Below are 18,483 nucleotides of genomic sequence, written 5' to 3'. Positions count from 1 at the left end.
GGTCAACCGATCTGTCGGCGTTTCGGAAGCCAGGACACCAACAACCACACCAGAGCCACCGCTCCCAGCCCGAACCCGTTCTGGACGATCTTCCCCAGCACCAGGCTGACCCCTGGGATCTTGGCGGAGATCAGCGCGCTCCCCCACCACGGCACCGGCACCACGTAGTACAGCCACACCCCGGCGGCCACCCGCAGCCTGACGGGGTCCCGCCCGTCACCCACGATCGCCGCGAGCACCACGACCACCCACGCCAGGTGGTGGATCCAGGCGACCGGCGACAGCAACACCGCCATCAGCCCGACCAGCGCGACCGCCGTGAGTGTGTCTCCTCTCTGGTACGCGTCCCGCGCCCCCCGGAACCCGAACCATCCGACCACCGCCACGATCACCAGCCAGATCAGCGAGGTCATCCACTCCTGCGGCAGGTACAGCCGGATCAGCATGCCCCGGATCGACTGGTTCGTGGTGGCCGCGTTCGCGCCGAGCCGTTCAGGGTCGAGCAAAGCCGAGAACCAGAAGTCCACCGCGTCCTGCGGAATCACCGCGAACGGCAGCAACGTGAGCAGCGCCGCCGCGAACGACGCCATGAAGAACGTCCGCCACTGCCGCGTGATCAGCAGATAGATCAGGAAGACGCCGGGCGTCAGCTTGACCGCCGTCGCCAGCCCGATCAGGAACCCCCTCGGCCACCACGGCCGCCTCGCCACGCAGTCGACCAGGCAGAGGGCGACCAGCAGGATGTCCACCTGCCCGAAACGTACCTGGTCCCTGATCGGCATCAGGTACGTGCACATCACCATGAGCAGCGCGAACAACCACGGCGCGTACTTCCGCAGCGAATCCCGCTCCAGCACCTGCCGGAAGGAGAACCACACGGTCACGGCCAGCGCCACGAAGACCCCGGCCGTCCACACCCACTGCGCCGTCTCCCACGACATCGCCGCCAGCAGCACGGCCAGCATCGCGGCGATCGGCGGGTACGTGAACGGCAGCAGTTGCGGGGCGGGCGTGTAGTAGTCGTACACCGGGCGCCCGTCGAGCAGCATCTGCCCGCCGGTACGGTAAACGTCCAGGTCAACGAGTCGCTGGTCGTCGGGGTTCGTCAGCCACTGCTGCACCAGCGGCACCGCGGCCGCCGCGACGACGAGCACCACGATCGCCCACGCCCACCACTGCCGCCGGATCACCCGCACCTCGCCACTTGTCACGGTGTGGCACGTTACCGTGGCTGTTGTTGATCGAGGGGCAGACTACTGGGGGTCCTTGCATGCCGAACGCCACGCCGTACCCGCCTCAGGGCCGGTACGTGGCCCGTCTCGGCCGCCACGCCACCCGCGCCCTCACCACCGCCTTCCTCACCCTGGCCCCCCTCATCGCCACCCCCGCCCTGAGCGCCGCCGCCACAACGCACCCGGGCTGGGGCCTGAGCGCGAGCACCGCCGCACACACGAGCACCGCCGCACACACGAGCGCCGGCGCACACACGAGCGCGACCGCAAGCGCCGCCGCACACACGAGCGCGACCGCAAGCGCCGCCGCAGCCGTGACCCACGCCCCACCCCAGGGGCGCGTGGCCCTCATCGGCGTCCCCGGCCTGGAGTGGAGCGACCTCGACGTAACCAGAACCCCCAACCTGTGGCGGCTGGTGTCCCAGGGCGCGTCGGCCTCCCTCTCCACCCGCGCGGTCCCACCCCCGGAGCGTGGCATCACCTGCCCCACGGCCGGCTGGCTGACCGTCTCGGCAGGCCAGCGGGCCGGCACCGAGGGCAAGGGCTGCCCGGAACCTCCCGTCCCCCAGCCCAGCGGCGACGGCGCCACGGTCCCGAACTGGGCCGCCCTGGCCGCGTACCAGGCGGAGACCGGCTACGACGCCAAGCTCGGCACCCTCGGCGGCCTCGTAGCGGACAGTGGCGGCAAGGTGGCCGCGATCGGCCCGGGCGCCGCGCTGGCGGCAGCCGACAGGTCCGGAAATATCGCCAAATACGCCCCCACCCTCGACGCCCTGGGCGACCCCACCCCCTACAACCTGATCGTCCTCGACGCCGACGACCTCGCAACCGCCTGGGCCAAGCAGCCCCTCGACGAGTACGGCGTCCCCACCCCTCTGCCCACACCCGCGCGCCAGGCCGCGGTGGCGCAGGCGGACCAGCGCATCGGCGCCCTCGTCAACCGGCTCCCCGCCGACACCACGATCCTGGTGGCAGGCGTCTCGGACGTCACCCCGAACGCCCACCTCCACGTCGCCATCGCCACCGGCCCCTCCCCGGACGGCCCGCCGTACCCGCACGGCCACCTCACCGCGACCTCCACCCGCCAGGACGCGCTGGTCGCCATCACCGACCTCACCGCCACCACCATCCAGCTCCTGGGCCTGCCCGCCGCGCCCGAGGTGGTCGGCCGATCCTGGCAGGCGGGCGGGCCCGCTCCCGCCACGACGTCCGAGACGGTGACCGAGCTGGCGGACGGGGATCTGGCCAGTCAGGTGTTGCGGGAGGTGCGGGGGCCGTTCTTCGCCGTGCTGGTCGCGGTCCAGCTCCTCTTCTACGCCTTCGCCGCCCTCGCCCTCCGCCTACGCCGCCGCCGCTCACCCGCCACGACCACAACCCGTGGGGATGCCCAGGGCACGGAGGGCGCGAATGCGAAGAACACCGGCGCGGAGGTCACCGGCGCGGAGGCTCGCCTGGGAGCGGACGCCGACCTGGGCGCGGAGGCCGGCCCGGGGGCAGGCACACGCGCAGGCGTGGGCGGGGTGGGGGTGGAGCCGGTGGGGGGTGTGAATGCGAGCACCTCCAAGCTCCTCAGAGCCGTCCAGGTCGTAGCCGTGATCAGCGGCGCCATAGCCGTATCCACCTTCCTGGCCCAACTGGTCCCTTGGTGGACCCTCCCGGTGCCGATGTTGGCGGTGATCGTGACGATCCTCGCCATCGCCGGCCTGATCACCGGCCTCGCCTTCGCCGGCCCCTGGCGTTCGCACGTGATCGGCCCCCTCACCATCGTCGCCGCCATCACCTCGCTCGCTCTCCTGATCGACGTCATGACGGGATCGAAGCTGCAGGTCAACGCCGTGACCGGGTACGAGCCCGTGACCGGTGGACGTTTCTACGGGTTCAGCAACATCGCTTTCGCGATCTACGCCACCGGCACTGTCCTGGGGTTGGCCGGGGTGGCTCAGTGGCTGCTCGGGAGAGGGGTGGCGAGGGTTGTGGTGGTCGGGGTGTGTGCGCTTTACGGGGGGTTCGCGATCTTCGCGGACGGGTGGCCTTCGTGGGGGGCGGACTTCGGTGGTGTTCCGGCGTTCGTGATCGGGCTGGCCGTTTTTCTGATGTTGTTGTCCGGCAAGCGGGTGTCGTTGCTGCGGCTGGTGCTCGTGGGGCTGGCGGGGGCGGCGATCGTGGGGGTGCTGTCGGTCGTGGACTGGTTGCGGCCGCAGACGCAGCGGACTCATCTGGGCAATTTCGTGCAGCAGGTCATCGATGGTCAGGCGTGGACCGTGATCGGTCGTAAGTTCGGCGCCATGGTCGGGGTCACCGTGGGGAACTGGTCGTTGACTCTCCTCTCGCTGGTGGCGCTGGCCTTCCTGTTCCTGGTGCTGGCTCGGCCGTCGCGGTGGGGGGCCGCGGCGCTCGGGCTGGCCTACCGTCAGGCCCCGACGTTCAGGGCGGGGCTGTTCGGCGCGCTGACGTGTGCCTTCGTCGGCTTCTTGATGAACGACTCCGGTATCGCCATCCCCGCCATGGCGCTCACGGTGGCGGTGCCGCTGACGCTGGCGGCGTGCGTGCGGGCCCTGCAGCTCGCCACGCCCACACCACCAGCAGAGCGGTCAGAGCCAGCAGCGCCCAGGCGAGCTGAGGCCTGAGCACCTTGCTGAGCCAGTCGAGATCGACCGGCACCTCCTGCACCCTGGCAGGCAGGTACGCCAGCGACAGGACCAGCAGGTGCCCGGCCACGAACGTGTCCAGGGCGGAGGCCGCGACCAGGGCGAGCAGCCCGAACGCCAGCCCGTCGTACCAGGGCAGGATGTACGGCGTCGCGAACAGATAGGCCACCACCAGGCAGGCCGCCACCACCGGTGCTCCCAGTTCCCCGCCCGGGCCCGCGCCGAGCAGCCCTCTGCGTGCCGCCAGGCGGAGCAGCGCCCAGGCGATGAGCGCCAGCAGCAGGAGGGAGCCGATCTGGATCTCTCCCCGGTACGCGCTTCCGGTGCCGACGATCGCCTGCAACCAGCCCTGGACGAGCTTCCACGGCGACGCGTGCGAGATCGACTTGCTCGTCCTGGTCATCGGGGCGATCGCCTCCGGGCCGACGATCGCGTACCCCACGACCACCACCGCGACCGCGCATCCCGCCATGAGAGCCAGACGGGCGGGGCGGCGGCGCAGCTCCCACGCCGGGCCGAGCGCCACCAGGCCGGCGTTGACCTTGATCGCCACCCCGAGGCCCAGCAGGACGCCCGCGCCGACGGGGCGGCTCCTGGCCAGGAGGGCGGCGACCATGCAGGCGATGGCGAGGGTGTCGACGTGCATGCCCGCGACGAGCTGGTAGAGCAGGAGGGGGTTGACCGTCCAGAGCAGCGCCGCGCGCAGGCGCTTGGCCGGGTCGTGCCTGGTGAAGCGGTCGATGAGCAGGGCCGTCGCGATGAAGGCGGCGGCGTTGACCAGGGCCAGGATGAAGATGGTCAGTCTGAGCGAGTCGCCGCCGATCCAGCTCGCCAGCGCCTGCACGGCCGTGGCGATGGGGCCATAGACGCTGGGCTCTTCTCGCCAGGGCTTCTCCACCGCGTCGGCGATGGGGTCGCCCGGGAGGTCGATGGCGCCGTGTGTGTACGGGTTGAGGCCGAGCGTGACCATGCGGCCGTAGGCGGCGTAGTTGAGGTGGTCGGCGGATCCGGAGGGGGGCAGGAACGCCAGGATGCCGGCGGACAGGCAGCCGAGGAGCACGAGGGATCGCGGGTCGGGCAGCCGTGATCTGCTGGTGGCGTGCGGGGAACCCGGCGGGCCGAGGGTGTGCAGGGCGGCCAGCAGGCCGAGGCCGCCGAGCAGGATCGCCAGCGCCGCCAGGGCGATCACCAGGTGCGGCGCCGGCTGGGTGCCCAGGGAGTAGGGCGGTTGCCAGGACGGGCCGCTCAGGGCGGGGACCACCGCCGATGGGCCGAGCAGGCCGATGGTGATCGTCAGGAGGATCGAGACGCCGATCGCCGCCATGGCGGCCCCTGCCGCCCGGGCCGGTGCGTGCGTGCGGTGCGTCTGCGAAGTCACCGGGAAATTCCAGCACACTCGGGAGAGGCGTTCCGACGAAGCACGGTCACCTGTGGATACCGGCGGCGAAGTCATGGTTACCTGTGGACGGCCGCTCCGGGAGTGCGGCCACCACCTGTGGACAACCCGGCTCGCGGCGCCCGCGCGTCACTCCCCGGTCAGCCCGTCCACCGACTCGCGGATGAGGTCGGCGTGACCGTTGTGCCGCGCGTACTCCTCGATCATGTGCACCAGAATCCACCGCACACTGACCCTGCGCCCGTCCGGCCAGGCACGCCCGGACAGGCGGCCCAGGCCGCCGTCCGCGAGTGCCTCGTCGAGCAGCAGCCGCGAGCGGGACACCGCGTCCTGCCAGAGGGCGTGCAGCTCCTCAGGGGTGTCCTCGGCGGCCGAGTGCCACTCCCAGTCGGGGTCGCTCTTCCAGTCCACCGTGGTCCACAGCGGCTGGCCCTCGCGGTCGTGCAGATGGACGGAGAACCAGTGGTTCTCGACGTACGACAGGTGCTTGAGCATCCCGCCGAGCGTCATCGACGACGCGCCCACGGTGGCCTTGAGCCCGGACGCGTCCAGCCCCGCGCACTTCCACGCGAGAGTGGCGCGGTGGAACTCCAGGTAACCCACGAGGGTGGCGAGCTCGTCGCCGTCGAGGGGAGGTTCCGGACGACCCTGCTCATCGATGTCGGGCATGCCGGAAGTGTAGGGGCAGGCCGCTCAGCGGCGATGCCGGAGCTTGCCGAGGTTCTGGACGACCACGGGCTCCCGCACCGCCAGCGCCCGCGCCACGTCCCGCAACTGCCGTGCCCGGTGCAACTGGGCGCGCCAGTCGGTGCCGGTGGCCCGGTGCGCCATGTCCACCTCGACCTCCGCGACGCGGTACCCCTTGCGGAGCAGGTCGATGGTCAGCGCCGTCTCCACCCCGAACCCGTGCGCCAGCGGACGCGCCGCCTCGAACGCGGCCCGCGTGAGGCAGCGTTGCCCGTTGAGCGGCTGGGCGGGGTCGAAACCGGTGGCCCGGCGGATGCCCTCCTTCGACAGGCGGACGACTAAGCCGTGGCCGCCGAGCCGCACCCGCGTGGTGAACACGGCGATCGTCATGTCCGCCTCGCCCTCGCGCACGGGCGCGATGAGCGGCGCCGCGGCCTGGGCCGTGTCGCCGAGGTCGGCGTCGAGGAAGAGGAGGTGACGCGGGGCGGCGTCCTCGTCGAGGAGGCGTACGGCCTCGGCGCCCGTCTCCATGGCGGCGGCCTTGCCGCGGTTGCGGCTGTGGCGCACCACCCTGGCTCCGGCCGCGCGGGCCACCCTGCCGGTCTGGTCGGACGAGCCGTCGTCGACGACCACGACGAGGTCGACGCCGGGCAGCGCCGCGGCGGCCTTGACGGTGGCCGTGATGCGGTCCGCCTCGTTGACGGCGGGAATGATGACCGCCGTGTCGCCGCTCACCGGTCATCGCCTCCGCGATAGCTGCTCGTCGCGTCCACCCTCACCGATTGTCGTCGTCTCCTCGCCGACACCGCCTCGTCCGGCCATCGCCTCCGCGGCGACGTACGAACCGTCATGAGCCCTCTGCGATGAGAAACTCCTGCGGTACCTCGTCGTGCACGGTGAACACCGAGTCGAGACCCGTCACCTGAAGGATCTTGCGTACGGCGGGCCGCGGGGCCGCCACTTCCAGCGCCCCTCCCTGCTCTTTCATCCGCTTGAGCGCCGAGAGCAGCACGTTCATCCCCGTGGAGTCGCAGAAATCCACGGCGGACATGTCGATGACCACCCGGCTAGGCCCGTCCTGCAGCAGCCGAGTGAACTCGGACTGCAGGTGGGGCGCCGTATAGAGGTCGATTTCTCCGGTGATGGCAACGAGTGCGCACCCGGCATGTGATCGAGTCGAGACCTTGAGCTCCACATGGGCAGGCTAGCGGCGCGAGCGCTTCCGGTCACGTTGTCACGCCGATAGGGGAACCACAGGTTTTTGTCCTCCGTTTGGGCTCCATGAAAACGGAGAGTACGCGAAGCTTGACAGCGTGACACGGGAACCGCCACCGCTTCGTGGAGAAGGAGGGGCTGGGGCACGACCGACGGGCCCCGCATCGATGAACGCAGAGAAACCGGAAGACGCTCAGCGCCAAGGGCTCCGAGAACGCCTGGAGACCATCCTCATCAGCACAGAGAAGGCGACGTCATGGCATGACCAAGCAGGACGCCTGCGCGGCCTGGTCAACCACGAAGGCTATGTCCCCATCCGCACCAGGCTCGCGATCGAGGACCTGGAGTTCCTCGCCGGGGCGCGCACCGAGTTGCTCAGGTTCTCCGAACTGGGGCTGCGGTTGCTCGATCTGCACCAGCCGCGCGACGCGGGGGGCATCACGAGTGACACCGCCCACCCGATACTGCGCTGCCGGAGCTGCATGTGGCGCTGGCCGTGCCCGACGTTCCGGGCGATGGCGGAGTCGTTCGGCGAGCCTCGGGACCTGCCGGAAAGCGCCTGATCAAGGGGAAGAACCGAGCAGGACGCCTGCGCGAGGCGACGGAGAGGTCAGCCGCCGACCAGGGGAAGCCGGATCTCGAACCGGCACCCCGGCCCGTCGTTGACCACCTCGATCACCCCGTCATGCGCCTCCACGATCCCCTGCGCGATGGCCAGCCCGAGCCCGGCCCCTCCGTCAGCGGTAGGGGTACGAGCCGTCTCCCCCCGGAAGGCCACCTCGAACACCCGGGGCAGGTCCTCCTCGGGTATCCCCCCGCAACAGTCGGTGACCGACAGGCAGGCCATCCCCGAGGCGTCCACCCCGGCCCTGAGCACCACGCTCTGGTCGGACGGCGTGTGCCTGATGGCGTTGACCACCAGGTTGCCGAGGGCCCTGCCGAGAGCTCCGGCGTCCGCCTCGACGGGCACGGCGGCCGACGCCTCGGCGGTGAGCACCACGCCCTTGGCTCTGGCCAGCGGCTCCGCGCCGGCCAGCGTGTCGGCGACGAGGTCGGCGAGCCCGATCCTGGCCCGCGACAGCCGCAGGGCCCCCGCGTGGATGCGTGACAGCTCGAACAGGTCGTCCACCATCGCGGACAGCCGTTCGACCTCCAGCTTGATCTGCCCGTGGTAGCGGGCGACGGTCTCGGGGTCGGAGACGACGCCGTCCTCCAGCGCCTCGGCCATGGCGCGCATGCCTGCCAGCGGCGTCCGCAGGTCGTGGCTGACCCAGGCGACGAGCTCCCGCCGCGCCTCCTCCAGGGCCCGTTCCCGCACGTACGCCTCCTCCAGGGTGTTCGCGATGGTCTGCAACTCGGCGGGCAGCCCTCCCGGGGCCACGAACGGCGACCTGCGCACCGCCTCGACCAGCCGCCTGCTCTCCCCGACCACCCGCCTGGCCAGCACGAACGCCACGCCCAAGCCGACGAGGCCGCCGACCGCCACCACGCTCAGCACGAAGTCCTTGGTCGCCCCCTCGATGATCATCTTGTTGATGATCGCCACGACGCCGGCGAGCGTGGCGGTCACGGCGACCACCACGACCACGGCCAGCATCACCCCGATGGACCTGGTACGCAGCCGCCACATCAGCCAGATGCCGGCCAGCGCGATGAGCAGCCCCAGCCCGGCCGTGACGGCCACGATCATGGGCAGGTCGCCCGGCCTGGGCATCAGGGGCCCTCCATGGGCTCGTACCGGTAGCCGACCCCCCAGACGGTGACGATCCTGCGCGGGTCCGTGGGGTCTGGCTCGATCTTCTCCCGCAGCCGGCGGACGTGCACGGTCACGGTGGAGGAGTCGCCGAACGACCATCCCCACACCTGGTTGAGCAGCGCCGACCGGCTGAACGCCTGGCGCGGGTTGCGCATGAGGTGGGCCAGCAGGTCGAACTCGCGGGCGGTCAGCAGCACCTCCTCGCCGCGCAGCCGTACCTCGTGGGCCCCCACGTCCACCACCAGGTCGCCGTCGCGCAGCACCCCGGTGCCGCCGGTGACGGAGGCGCCGCGCGCCCGCCGCAGCACCGACTGCACGCGCAGCGCCAGTTCGCGCGGGCTGAACGGCTTGACCACGTAGTCGTCCGCGCCGGTCTCCAGGCCGACCACGCGGTCGATCTCCTCGCCGAGCGCGGTCAGCATGATCACCGGGACCGGCCAGCGCTCCCTGAGCTTCCTGCACACCTGGAGCCCGTCGATCTTGGGCAGCATCAGGTCGAGCACCATGAGGTCGGGCGGCCGGGCCAGCGCCCTGCGCAGCGCCTCCGCGCCGTCGCCGACGCACTCGACCTCGTGCCCGTCGCGCTCCAGATAGCGCGCCACGACCTCGGACACGGTCGGATCGTCGTCGACCACCAGGATGCGCGTGTTCACGATTTCACGGTACGGCCGCGACGCCCGGAAGTGAGGCGTACGTCATCGCTTCGTAAGGCTCGCGGATCATGTCCCGAGGACGTACGGTGGCTCTCATGGGTAGAGTCGTGATGCTCGTCATAGGGACCTTGCTGGGTCTCTTCGTGCTGTTCAACTTCCTGCTGCCGATGCTGGCAGGCCTGATCAAGCTCGCCTTGATCGTCGGCGTCATCGCGGTCCTCGTCTTCGTGGCGGTCGCCGTGGTGGGCAAGTCCTCCCGGTCGCACTGACCTTGACGCAGTTCCTGTTCGATCCGTGGCTGGTGGGGATCACCATGGTGGCGATCCTGCTGCTGGCCACGTGGGCGGCCACGCTGCTGCCCACACTCAGCGGAGAGCCGGCGAGCTTCCCGCTGTCCTACGCGCGCCGCACGGCCTTCCAGCGGCAGCGCGACCCCGACGCGGCAGGTCGGTCGCGTCCACGAGCGCCTTAGGCGTGCCCCGCTTCCGCCTTCCGTAAGCGGGGCTCTCTCTTCGACGAGCGAGCCCGGACATCCCCCTCAGAGGAACAGGGCTCATGATCGATTCTCTTGTCACGTTCGTCATCAGCATGTCCGGCGGCAGTGCCGCACTCGGGATCGTGCTGTTCACGCTGGCCGTGCGGCTCCTGCTGCTGCCGCTCAACGTCCGCCAGGCCCGTACGATGAAGATCCGCGAGAAGCTCGCGCCGAAGTTGCGTGAGCTGCAGAAACGCCACGCGCGCAACCCGGAGCGGCTGTCGCGGGAGCTGAGCGCGCTGTACGCCAAGGAAGGCACCTCGCCGTTCGCCGGGTTCCTGCCGATGCTGGCGCAGTTGCCGTTCATGTGGCTGATGTACTCCGTCGCCACGCATCAGACCGCGCTCGTCGGTCACCAGCTTTTCGGGGCACCACTGGGACAGCAGGTCGCCGGGGTGATCGCTAATTACGGTCTGGTCAGCGGACCGGTTTTGGTCTTTGTATTGGTCATCGCGCTGGTCGCAGCGGTGGCCTGGCTCTCCGCCCGCCAGATGAAGATCGCCGAAGAGCAGCCTGAGCTGATGAAGAAGATCATGCGGCTGCTGCCGTACGGCTCCGTGGTGGCCGCGCTCGTGCTGCCGCTGGCCGCCGGGCTCTACCTGCTCGTCTCGACGGCATGGGCCGTCACCGAGCGGGCGGCTCTCAACAGGCGACTCCAGCCCGCCTAGCCACAGCAGTGGCTAACTGACCTCACGCAGGGCCGCCACCTGCCCGTTCACCGACTGGCTCGGAGCGGGCAGGATGGCCCAGACGGTGGTCGTGTCACCGTCGTGCCGAACCCCCCAGCTCTCCGCCACGTACTCCACGATGCCCAGCCCCCGGCCCCCGAGTGAGGACAGGGTCGGGCGGCCCGCCCGCGGCTCGGTGGCCGCACCCCCGTCGCTCACCGCCACTTCGATGTGATCGTCGCTGCGCAGCCAGGCCACTCTCACCATGCCCGACGGCAGCGGATGCGCGTGCCGCAGCGCGTTGCTCAGCAACTCGCTCACCACCAGCACGGCATCGTCGATCGCGGCGGCAAAGACCCCGCAGTCCTGCAGGTCAATGCTCAGACGCTGGCGGGCGACGGCAACGCTGGACGGCGCGTACGGCAGCAGCACCACGCTTGACACACCCACCTCCCCGTTACCCGTGCCCCCCGCGGGAACACTCCCCGGTACGACCGAAATGCCCCGTTACTCGATCCCAGAAACCGCATCTCGATCACAGCTTGTACACATTGGACGATAGATCAGCTCAACCGTGACCACCTCGTTACCGCATCGGTGTGTCGGATCGGATAGGGGAAGCACACCTGAGTACAAGTCGCATTCTGGTGCCCCCTCCCGGCCTCGGATGCGCGCTGACATCTCCTCCCTGTGCCCTGGCGAGACTGCGGACGATGTAGAGCCCGAGCCCCACTCCACCAAACCGTCTCCGGTCGCCGCTGTCCACCTGGACGAACCGCTCAAAGATCCGCTCCCGGTCAGGCGGGGCGATACCGACTCCCTCATCATCGACCACGACGACCACGTTGTCCTCTTCCGGCCAGGCGCCGACGGTGATGAGACCGCCCCTCGGCGAGTACTTGAACGCGTTCTCCAGGAGCTGGCCGAGAATGATGTCGGTGGCCAGCGGGTCGCCCAGCACGTACGGCAGCCCGTCCGGCAGCTCCACCTCCACCCGGTGCTTGTCCGACAGCGCGGGCAGCCCCAGAGTGGCCCCGTGGATCCGCCCGGCGAGGTCGAACTCCTCGATCCGCACCTTCAGCTCGTCGGCCCCCGCCCTGGCGCCCAGCAGCAGGTGGTCCATCAGCTCGCCCAGCGACCTGGCCCGCTCGGCGATCGTGTGCACGGCCGAGCGGCGCTCGGGGTCGCCCATCTTGTCCCAGCGCGAGTCCAGCGTGCTGGCGAACCCGCGCACGATCGTGATCGGCGTCCGCAGCTCGTGGCTGGTGGTGGCCAGGAACAGGTCCTTGGCCTCCTCCAGCTCCTTGGCCGCGGTCACGTCGCGGAAGTCCACGACGACCTCGCCGGTCTCCTCGATCTGCGCGCTGACCACGTCCAGCCACCGCCCGTTGTCGAGCTGGAAGGTGCCCTTCTCCCCGGCCACCGGCACGGGGAACGGCGGCGGGCCGCCGATCACGGTCTCGCCGCGCAGCGCGGTCAGCTCGGCCGCCGCCGGGTTCCAGCGCACCACGCGGCCGCTCTGGTCGAGCACGGCGATGCCGTCGGCGCTGGCGTCGAACACGGCCCGCTCGTGCGCCCGCTGCCGCACCGCCTCCTGGTAGGCCACCGCGTTGCCGACCGCGATGCCCGCGTGCCCGGCCAGCAGCTCCAGCAGCTCCAGCTCCAGGTGTCCCGGCGTGCTGTTGGCGAACAGCGCGTAGAGCGCGCCGTACGGCCGGCCGCCCACGGCCGCCAGCCCCAGCGCGATCGTGTGCAGCCCGCCCAGCCGCGCCCACACCAGGTCGTCGAGCCCGTTCGACTCCAGCATCACGGTCTTGCCTGTGCGTAAAAGTTTGTCCACCAGGCTCGTGCGCAGCTCGGTGGTGGTCCCCCTGATCGAGGCGGGCAACTGGTACGTGCTGACCAGCCGCAGCCGCTCCCCCTCGATGAGCACGAACCCGCCCGCGTCCGCGCCGGTCAGCTCGGTCAGGCTGGCCGAGATCCGGTCCAGCACGGCCGACAGCTCCAGCTCGGAGTTGATGTCGCCGACCACGTCGGTGAGCCGTCGGACGAGCCTGGCCCGGCGCGCCACCCGCTCCCTGGCCACGTGGTCGGCCAGCGCCGGGTGGTAGACGCACACATAGCCGGCCACGGCGCTGCCCAGGCGCAGCGCGCTGATGTCCACCCGCAGGTCGAGCAGGGTGCCGTTGCTGTGCAGGCGCCTGGTGCGCAGCGAGACCGGCTCGCCGGTGCGCACCCGCTCCAGCGCGGCGGTGTGCTCGGTCGTCAGCTCGTCGGGCACGATGGGCGGCCTGCGCCCGACCACTTCCTCCGCGCTCCAGCCGAACACCCGCTCCGCCGCGGCGTTCCAGACCAGCACCGTCTGGTCCCTGTCGAGCGCCACGACGGCGTTGGGCGAGCTGGCGAGCGCCGCGCGAGCGATCTCATCGTCACTACCGGCCCATTCGTCCCCCACCACTCCATAGTGCACGCGGTGCGGTGGGTGCGTCGGGAGATCCGTCCGATACGCTGCGGTCACGGTGATTCCCGGCGGTGAGGGGTGCGAGGCATGTCGAGCAACGATCTCGATGCCCTGTTGCGGGTGACCTCCAGCACCTATCGCGGCGAGACGCCGCCCGACATCGCCTTCGGCACCTACGACGGCGCGGTGGGCAGGCTGGTGCTGGCCGTGACCGGCAAGGGCGTCGCGGCCTGCAGCTTCGAGGCGGAGAACGACGTGTACGAGCTGCTCAGCAGGCACGTGGGCACGTTCATCGGGCCCGAGGCCAGGCGGCTCGACCCGGTGCGCAGGGAGCTGGACGCGTACTTCTCCGGGCGGCTGCGCACCTTCACCGCGCCGGTGGACCTGCGGCTGGCCACCCCGTTCGCGCGTTCCGTGCTGCAGAAGACCATGGCCGTGCCCTACGGCACCACCACGACGCTGGAGCAGATCGGCGAGAGCATCGGCCGGCCGCGCGCGCTGCGGGCGATCGGCAACGCGCTGGCCTCCAACCCCGTCTGCGTGATCGTGCCCTGCCACCGGGTGGTGCGCGAGGACGGCGCGCTCGGCGACTACGCGGGCGGCCAGTCCGCCAAGCAGCACCTGCTCAACGTCGAACGGAAGGCCTCCGCAGCACCAGGCCGATGAGCAGGGTGACCACCGCGGCCACCAGGGCGCCGCCCAGCGCCCCGTTCATCCACACCTGCCGGGTGAAGCCGATGGCCCCGCGCGCGTCCTCCCAGAACTCGTCCCACGCCGCGATGGTCGGCGTCGAGGTCGTCAGCCAGTAGGCCGCGAAGCCGAGCGCCCACGGCACCAGCATCGGCCAGCGCGAGGGCGCGTACTCCGCGGTGTTCCAGCGGCGGGCGCCGCCCAGCAGGAAGTAGTCCACGGCCAGCACCGCGAACATCGGCACGAACACCGCCCCGATCACTCCCAGGAACGCGCCGTACGAGGTCACGTCCACGAGCAGGGCGATGACGACGGTGAGCACCCCGATGACGACGGAGAAGACGCGCCGGTCCACGCGCGGCATCAGGTTCTGCAACGAGACCGTGGTGGAGTAGACGTTGGCGAAGGACTGGTCGGTCTCGCGCAACACCAGGATCGCGAAGAACAGCGCGCCCAGCGGCACCGCGACGAACGTGCCGAAGACGGCGTCGGCGTTGCCCGCGATGGCCACCGCGTAGACGCCCAGCCCCAGGCAGGCCACCTGGGCGATCGTGTAACCGCCGACCACCCCGGTGAAGGCGGCGCCGGTGGAGCGCGAGTGCCGGGCGAAGTCGGCGGCCATCGGCACCCACGACACCGACAGGGCGATCACGTAGTCGACCGCGGCGGGGAAGGCGGTCCACGTGCCGCCCTCCTGCGCGGGCGCCTCGCGCAGGAAGAACCAGGCGAACCAGATCATCGCGATGATCACGCCGATGGTGACGTACCGGCGCAGCACGCGGATCGAGCCGAGCGGCCAGATCGACAGCGCGGTGGTCAGCACCCCCGCCACGATCACCCACACCGCGTACGGCACCGCGGGGAAGATCGCGCCCGCGCCCGTGGCGATCACCCACAGCTCGAAGGCGCCCCAGCCGAGCATCTGCACGATGTTCAGCAGCGTCGGCGCGTAGGAGATGCGCGCCCCGAACAGCCCGCGCAGCAGCACCATGGACGGCTGCCCCGTCTGCGTGCCGGGAATGGCCGACAGGCCCACCATGGCCGTGCCGATCAGGCTGCCCACCACGGTCGCCATCAGCGCCGCCGCGAGGCTGAGCGGGGCGTCGCCGAGCGGGTTGACCAGGAACATCGCCCCGGAGAAGCCGAGGAGGCTGACGCCGAGGTTCGCCCAGAGCGCGCCCTGGTCGAGCACGCCCAGCGTCCTCGGCGGCCGGCCTTCGAGTGTCAGTGGAACTTCGTCGGCGACATGCGTCATCGCACACTCCCTACGCCGGCATTACCCGGACAGGTTCAGGCGGTCGGCAGCGGCTGTGTTGCTGCCCTCTCAGCCCGGCACCCCGAGCTCCCGCGACGATCTGTAGTTTGTGCCCTCATCATGCCCCAATGGCGGCCAAACCGCCATAGTGGGCGACTTCAGGCGACGTACGGCGGCTGCCCCGTCTCACTCACCATCGGCTTGCTCGCCGACTCCCACGCCTGCATGCCGCCGCCCACGTTGACCGCGTCACGCCCGAGCTGGTTGAGCCAGGCCGCCACGTTCATGGACCGGCCGCCCACCCGGCACACCACGTAGACCGTGCGGTCGGCGGGCACCTCCTCGACCCTGCCCTGGATCTGCGTCATGGGGATGTGCACGGCCTCCGGGGCGTGGCCGGCCAGCCATTCGTCCTGCTCGCGGACGTCGAGCAGGTAGGCGTCGGAGGGGACGGCGGTGGCCTCGATCTCAGGAACGGTCATGGCTCCATCATCTCGCGCCGCGCGTCGTAGGCGGCACGCGCCGCGATGATCTCCTCCTGGTGCCGCTCGGTCCACGTCACCAGCGACTTGATGGTCTCGTGCAGCGTACGGCCGAGCGGCGTCAGCGCGTAGTCCACGCGCGGCGGCACCACCGGATGGACCGTCCGGCTGACCAGGCCGTCGCGTTCGAGCTGGCGCAGGGTGACGCTGAGCATGCGCTGGCTGATGCCGTCGATCTCGCGGCGGAGCTGGGTAAAGCGCAGGCTCTGGCAGTCGAGCAGGGCGATCACCAGCAGCGACCACTTGTCGGCGATGCGGTCCAGGATCTGCCGGACCTCGCAGTCCTCGCGCACGTCCCACTGGCGCACGTCGTAGTCGTCGTCCACGGTGCCTTCGCAGTAACTGAGTGATCTCAAAGTGCCGTCTTCCACAAGATTTCATGCTGTCGCATGATGTGGGCGGTTACAAGAGATAACCGACCTGCCTATTCGTAACCGGGGGTTCGTTGTGCCTGTCACCGCCCGCACCTGGGGCGTACTGATCGTGCTGTGCGGCGCCATCTTCCTGGAGGGCATCGACGTGGCCATGCTGAACGTCGCCCTGCCGTCCATCCGGGCCGACCTGGGGTTGTCCACCGGCATGCTGAGCGGGGTGGTGAGCGCGTACGTGCTCGGCTACGGCGGCTTCATGCTGCTCGGCGGCCGGGCGGCCGACCTGCTCGGCCGTCGGCGGATGTTCCTGCTCTGGCTGGTGGTGTTCCTGCTCTTCTCCGGGCTCGGCGGCTTCGCGACCGAGGGGTGGATGCTGCTGGTGGCCAGGTTCGTCACCGGGGTGGCCGCCGCGTTCATGACGCCCGCCGGCCTGTCACTGATCACCACCAGCTTCCCTGAAGGCCCGCAGCGCAACCGGGCCCTGCTGGTCTACGCGGGCACGGCCGCGGGCGGCTTCGCGCTCGGGCTGGTGATCGGCGGGCTGCTGACCGCGATCGGCTGGCGCTGGGTGTTCTTCGCCCCGGTGGCGCTGGCGCTGGTCATCCTGCTGGCCGCCATCCCCCTGATCAGGGATCAGGGGGCCCCGCCCGCGGCGGGCGGCTTCGACGTGGCGGGCGCCGTCAGCATCACCGGCGCGATGATGCTGCTCGTCTACGGCGTCGTACGCCTGGAGCACCTCTCGGACGGCCCCCTCCTGACCATCGGCGCCTTCGCGGCCGGCCTGGCCCTGCTGGCGCTCTTCGTGGCCGTGGAGCGCCGCTCCGCCAGCCCTCTCGTCCGGCTCGGCATCCTGCGCTCACGCCCGCTGGTCCGCGCGAACGTGATGGCCGCGCTGCTCACCGCCTCGTTCTTCGGCTTCCAGTTCCTGGTCACGCTCTACCTGCAAGAGCTGCGCGGCTGGTCCGCCGTCCAGACAGGGCTGGCCATGCTGGCGGCGGCCGCGGACGTGGTGCTGGCCCCCGTGCTGACGCCGTGGCTGGTCAACCGATTCGGCAACGCCAGGGTGGTGCTCGGCGGGCTGCTGTCGGGCCTGCTGGCCTACGCGCTGTTCCTCGGGGTGGGCCTGGACTGGACGTACGCGGCTATGCTCCCGTCGATGCTGCTGCTCGGCCTGATGTTCGCCTTCGTGTACGGACCGCTGACGATCGTGGCCACGGACGGGATCGCCGAGCACGAGCAGGGACTGGCCGGTGGGCTGATCAACTCCTCGTTCCAGTTCGGCGCGGCCCTGGGCCTGTCGATGGTGACCGCCGTCAACGTCGCGGCCCTGGGCGGGATGACGGGTGCGGAGGCCGGTCTCGACGCGATGCGCACGGCCCTGGTCGTGCCGGTCACGGCCACGCTGCTGGCAGCGGTCATCGCGGTCGCGGGCCTGCGTGCCCGGGTCCGTGAAGGGGTGCTGAGCGCTACTTGAGCAGCTTGGACAGGCGGCGGTCGGCCAGCGGCTTGCCGCCTGTCTGGCAGGTGGGGCAGTACTGCAACGACGAGTCGGCGAACGAGACCTCCCTGATCGTGTCGCCGCACACGTCGCAGGGCTGCCCCGCCCGGTTGTGCACCCGCAGGCCCGACTTCTTCTCCGCCTTCAGGTCCTTGGCCGCCAGCCCGTGCGCGCGCTCGACGGCGTCGCGCAGCGTGGTGACGATGGCCTCGTGCAGGTCGGCGATCTGCGCGTCGGTCAGCGTCCCCGCGATCTTGAACGGGGACATCTTGGCGGCGTGCAGCACCTCGTCGGAGTAGGCGTTCCCGATGCCAGCGATCACCTTCTGGTCGCGCAGGAGACCCTTGATCTGGGTGCGGTTGCCGCCGATGATCCGCTTGAGCGCGTCGACGGTGAAGGACTCGGCCAGCGGGTCGGGCCCGAGCGTCGCAACATGAGGGATCTCGTCCGGATTTTTCGTGACATAGACGGCCAGCCGCTTCTGGGTCCCCGCCTCCGTCAGCTCGAACCCCGGCGCCAGGCCCTCGTCGTCGGGCGCGAGCCGCACCCGTACGGCCAGCGGCCCCTTGCCCGGCCGCACCGGCTTGGCCCCTGACAGGTCCTCACGCCAGCGCAGCCACCCCGCGCGGGCCAGATGGATGACCAGATGCAGGCCGTCACAGTCGAGGTCGAGGAACTTGCCGTGCCTGGCGACCCCCGTGACGGTCAGCCCGCCGAGCGCGGTGACCGGCGGGTCGAACGTCTTCAGCGCCTGGATGGCGACCACGTCGACCCCGAGGATCGTGCGGCCGACCGCCCGCTCGCGCAGGAAGCCGGCGAGTGACTCCACTTCGGGAAGTTCGGGCATACCCTCAGGGTACGTGCCGCATCCGACGT

20 protein-coding genes and 1 riboswitch are annotated in these 18,483 nt (G+C 70.5%); of the genes, 7 read left to right on the top strand and 13 right to left on the bottom strand.

Going from position 1 to position 18,483, the window contains the following annotated elements; genetic code table 11:
* Positions 1–2: 2 nt before the first annotated feature.
* On the bottom strand, positions 3–1,211 hold the full coding sequence (locus FXF51_RS59195) for a glycosyltransferase 87 family protein (RefSeq protein ID WP_262380646.1): 1,209 nt from the start codon (positions 1,209–1,211) through the stop codon (positions 3–5).
* Between the two features lie 59 nt (positions 1,212–1,270).
* Here FXF51_RS59195 and FXF51_RS63395 point away from each other — a divergent pair, with 59 nt between their 5' ends.
* The gene (locus FXF51_RS63395; RefSeq protein ID WP_262380645.1) at positions 1,271–3,859 is read left to right on the top strand and encodes a hypothetical protein; all 2,589 of its coding nucleotides are present in this window, start codon (positions 1,271–1,273) and stop codon (positions 3,857–3,859) included.
* On the opposite strand, the gene mptB is transcribed toward FXF51_RS63395, so the two are convergent.
* From mptB to FXF51_RS59170, 4 genes are all read right to left on the bottom strand, one after another.
* On the bottom strand, positions 3,744–5,258 hold the full coding sequence (mptB, locus tag FXF51_RS59185) for a polyprenol phosphomannose-dependent alpha 1,6 mannosyltransferase MptB (RefSeq protein WP_262380644.1): 1,515 nt from the start codon (positions 5,256–5,258) through the stop codon (positions 3,744–3,746). The genes FXF51_RS63395 and mptB overlap by 116 nt on opposite strands.
* Before the next feature lie 147 nt (positions 5,259–5,405).
* Positions 5,406–5,945, bottom strand: coding sequence for a DinB family protein (locus FXF51_RS59180; RefSeq protein ID WP_148443650.1), 540 nt, complete (start codon positions 5,943–5,945; stop codon positions 5,406–5,408).
* A 24-nt stretch (positions 5,946–5,969) separates the two neighbouring features.
* Positions 5,970–6,698, bottom strand: a complete 729-nt coding sequence (locus tag FXF51_RS59175) for a glycosyltransferase family 2 protein (RefSeq protein WP_148443649.1) — start codon at positions 6,696–6,698, stop codon at positions 5,970–5,972.
* Positions 6,699–6,810: 112 nt separating this feature from the next.
* Positions 6,811–7,158: an STAS domain-containing protein gene (locus tag FXF51_RS59170; RefSeq protein WP_148443648.1), complete on the bottom strand. Its 348-nt coding sequence runs from the start codon at positions 7,156–7,158 to the stop codon at positions 6,811–6,813.
* A gap of 187 nt (positions 7,159–7,345) precedes the next feature.
* Between FXF51_RS59170 and FXF51_RS59165 the strand changes: the two genes are divergently transcribed.
* On the top strand, positions 7,346–7,741 hold the full coding sequence (locus FXF51_RS59165) for a hypothetical protein (protein WP_148443647.1): 396 nt from the start codon (positions 7,346–7,348) through the stop codon (positions 7,739–7,741).
* A gap of 47 nt (positions 7,742–7,788) precedes the next feature.
* On the opposite strand, the gene FXF51_RS59160 is transcribed toward FXF51_RS59165, so the two are convergent.
* Both FXF51_RS59160 and FXF51_RS59155 read right to left on the bottom strand, forming a co-directional pair.
* Positions 7,789–8,892, bottom strand: a complete 1,104-nt coding sequence (locus tag FXF51_RS59160; protein WP_148443646.1) for a sensor histidine kinase — start codon at positions 8,890–8,892, stop codon at positions 7,789–7,791.
* On the bottom strand, positions 8,892–9,587 hold the full coding sequence (locus FXF51_RS59155) for a response regulator transcription factor (protein WP_148443645.1): 696 nt from the start codon (positions 9,585–9,587) through the stop codon (positions 8,892–8,894). The genes FXF51_RS59160 and FXF51_RS59155 overlap by 1 nt, the downstream gene beginning before the upstream one ends.
* Before the next feature lie 95 nt (positions 9,588–9,682).
* Between FXF51_RS59155 and FXF51_RS61675 the strand changes: the two genes are divergently transcribed.
* The 3 genes from FXF51_RS61675 (at position 9,683) to FXF51_RS59145 (ending at position 10,790) form a co-directional block, all read left to right on the top strand.
* On the top strand, positions 9,683–9,856 hold the full coding sequence (locus FXF51_RS61675; RefSeq protein WP_187415187.1) for a hypothetical protein: 174 nt from the start codon (positions 9,683–9,685) through the stop codon (positions 9,854–9,856).
* A 2-nt stretch (positions 9,857–9,858) separates the two neighbouring features.
* On the top strand, positions 9,859–10,059 hold the full coding sequence (locus FXF51_RS59150; protein WP_148443644.1) for a DUF6412 domain-containing protein: 201 nt from the start codon (positions 9,859–9,861) through the stop codon (positions 10,057–10,059).
* Between the two features lie 83 nt (positions 10,060–10,142).
* A complete protein-coding gene (locus FXF51_RS59145; protein WP_148443643.1) occupies positions 10,143–10,790 on the top strand; it encodes a YidC/Oxa1 family membrane protein insertase in 648 nt (215 codons plus the stop codon).
* Positions 10,791–10,802: 12 nt separating this feature from the next.
* Here FXF51_RS59145 and FXF51_RS59140 read toward each other — a convergent pair whose 3' ends face one another.
* Together FXF51_RS59140 and FXF51_RS59135 are read right to left on the bottom strand one after the other, a co-directional pair.
* Entirely contained in the window at positions 10,803–11,234 is a 432-nt protein-coding gene (locus FXF51_RS59140; protein ID WP_262380643.1) for an ATP-binding protein, read from the bottom strand.
* A 142-nt stretch (positions 11,235–11,376) separates the two neighbouring features.
* Positions 11,377–13,245 (bottom strand): PAS domain-containing sensor histidine kinase, encoded by a 1,869-nt coding sequence (locus FXF51_RS59135; protein WP_148443641.1) that lies wholly within the window; start codon positions 13,243–13,245, stop codon positions 11,377–11,379.
* A gap of 93 nt (positions 13,246–13,338) precedes the next feature.
* Between FXF51_RS59135 and FXF51_RS59130 the strand changes: the two genes are divergently transcribed.
* Positions 13,339–13,917, top strand: coding sequence for a methylated-DNA--[protein]-cysteine S-methyltransferase (locus FXF51_RS59130; protein ID WP_148443640.1), 579 nt, complete (start codon positions 13,339–13,341; stop codon positions 13,915–13,917).
* Here FXF51_RS59130 and FXF51_RS59125 read toward each other — a convergent pair.
* The 3 genes from FXF51_RS59125 to FXF51_RS59115 all read right to left on the bottom strand — a co-directional run bounded on the left by FXF51_RS59125 (position 13,877) and on the right by FXF51_RS59115 (position 16,094).
* Entirely contained in the window at positions 13,877–15,196 is a 1,320-nt protein-coding gene (locus FXF51_RS59125; protein ID WP_148443639.1) for a purine-cytosine permease family protein, read from the bottom strand. The genes FXF51_RS59130 and FXF51_RS59125 overlap by 41 nt on opposite strands.
* Positions 15,186–15,300: riboswitch (TPP riboswitch) on the bottom strand. Its footprint overlaps the gene before it by 11 nt.
* A gap of 54 nt (positions 15,301–15,354) precedes the next feature.
* Complete coding sequence (locus FXF51_RS59120) at positions 15,355–15,678, bottom strand: rhodanese-like domain-containing protein (RefSeq protein WP_148443638.1); 324 nt, start codon at positions 15,676–15,678, stop codon at positions 15,355–15,357.
* Positions 15,675–16,094 carry a winged helix-turn-helix transcriptional regulator gene (locus FXF51_RS59115; RefSeq protein WP_262380641.1) on the bottom strand — a complete coding sequence of 140 codons (420 nt, stop codon included), beginning with the start codon at positions 16,092–16,094 and terminating at the stop codon, positions 15,675–15,677. Before FXF51_RS59115 ends, FXF51_RS59120 begins: the two co-directional genes overlap by 4 nt.
* Positions 16,095–16,185: 91 nt before the next feature.
* Between FXF51_RS59115 and FXF51_RS59110 the strand changes: the two genes are divergently transcribed.
* Complete coding sequence (locus tag FXF51_RS59110; protein WP_262380639.1) at positions 16,186–17,583, top strand: MFS transporter; 1,398 nt, start codon at positions 16,186–16,188, stop codon at positions 17,581–17,583.
* Here FXF51_RS59110 and FXF51_RS59105 read toward each other — a convergent pair.
* A complete protein-coding gene (locus FXF51_RS59105; RefSeq protein WP_148443636.1) occupies positions 17,576–18,454 on the bottom strand; it encodes an Fpg/Nei family DNA glycosylase in 879 nt (292 codons plus the stop codon). The two genes, FXF51_RS59110 and FXF51_RS59105, sit on opposite strands and share 8 nt — an antisense overlap.
* Positions 18,455–18,483 lie beyond the last annotated feature (29 nt).

The sequence above is a fragment of the Nonomuraea sp. PA05 genome (assembly GCF_008086045.1).
GTDB lineage: Bacteria > Actinomycetota > Actinomycetes > Streptosporangiales > Streptosporangiaceae > Nonomuraea > Nonomuraea monospora.
This window is presented reverse-complemented; position numbering and strand designations above follow the sequence as displayed.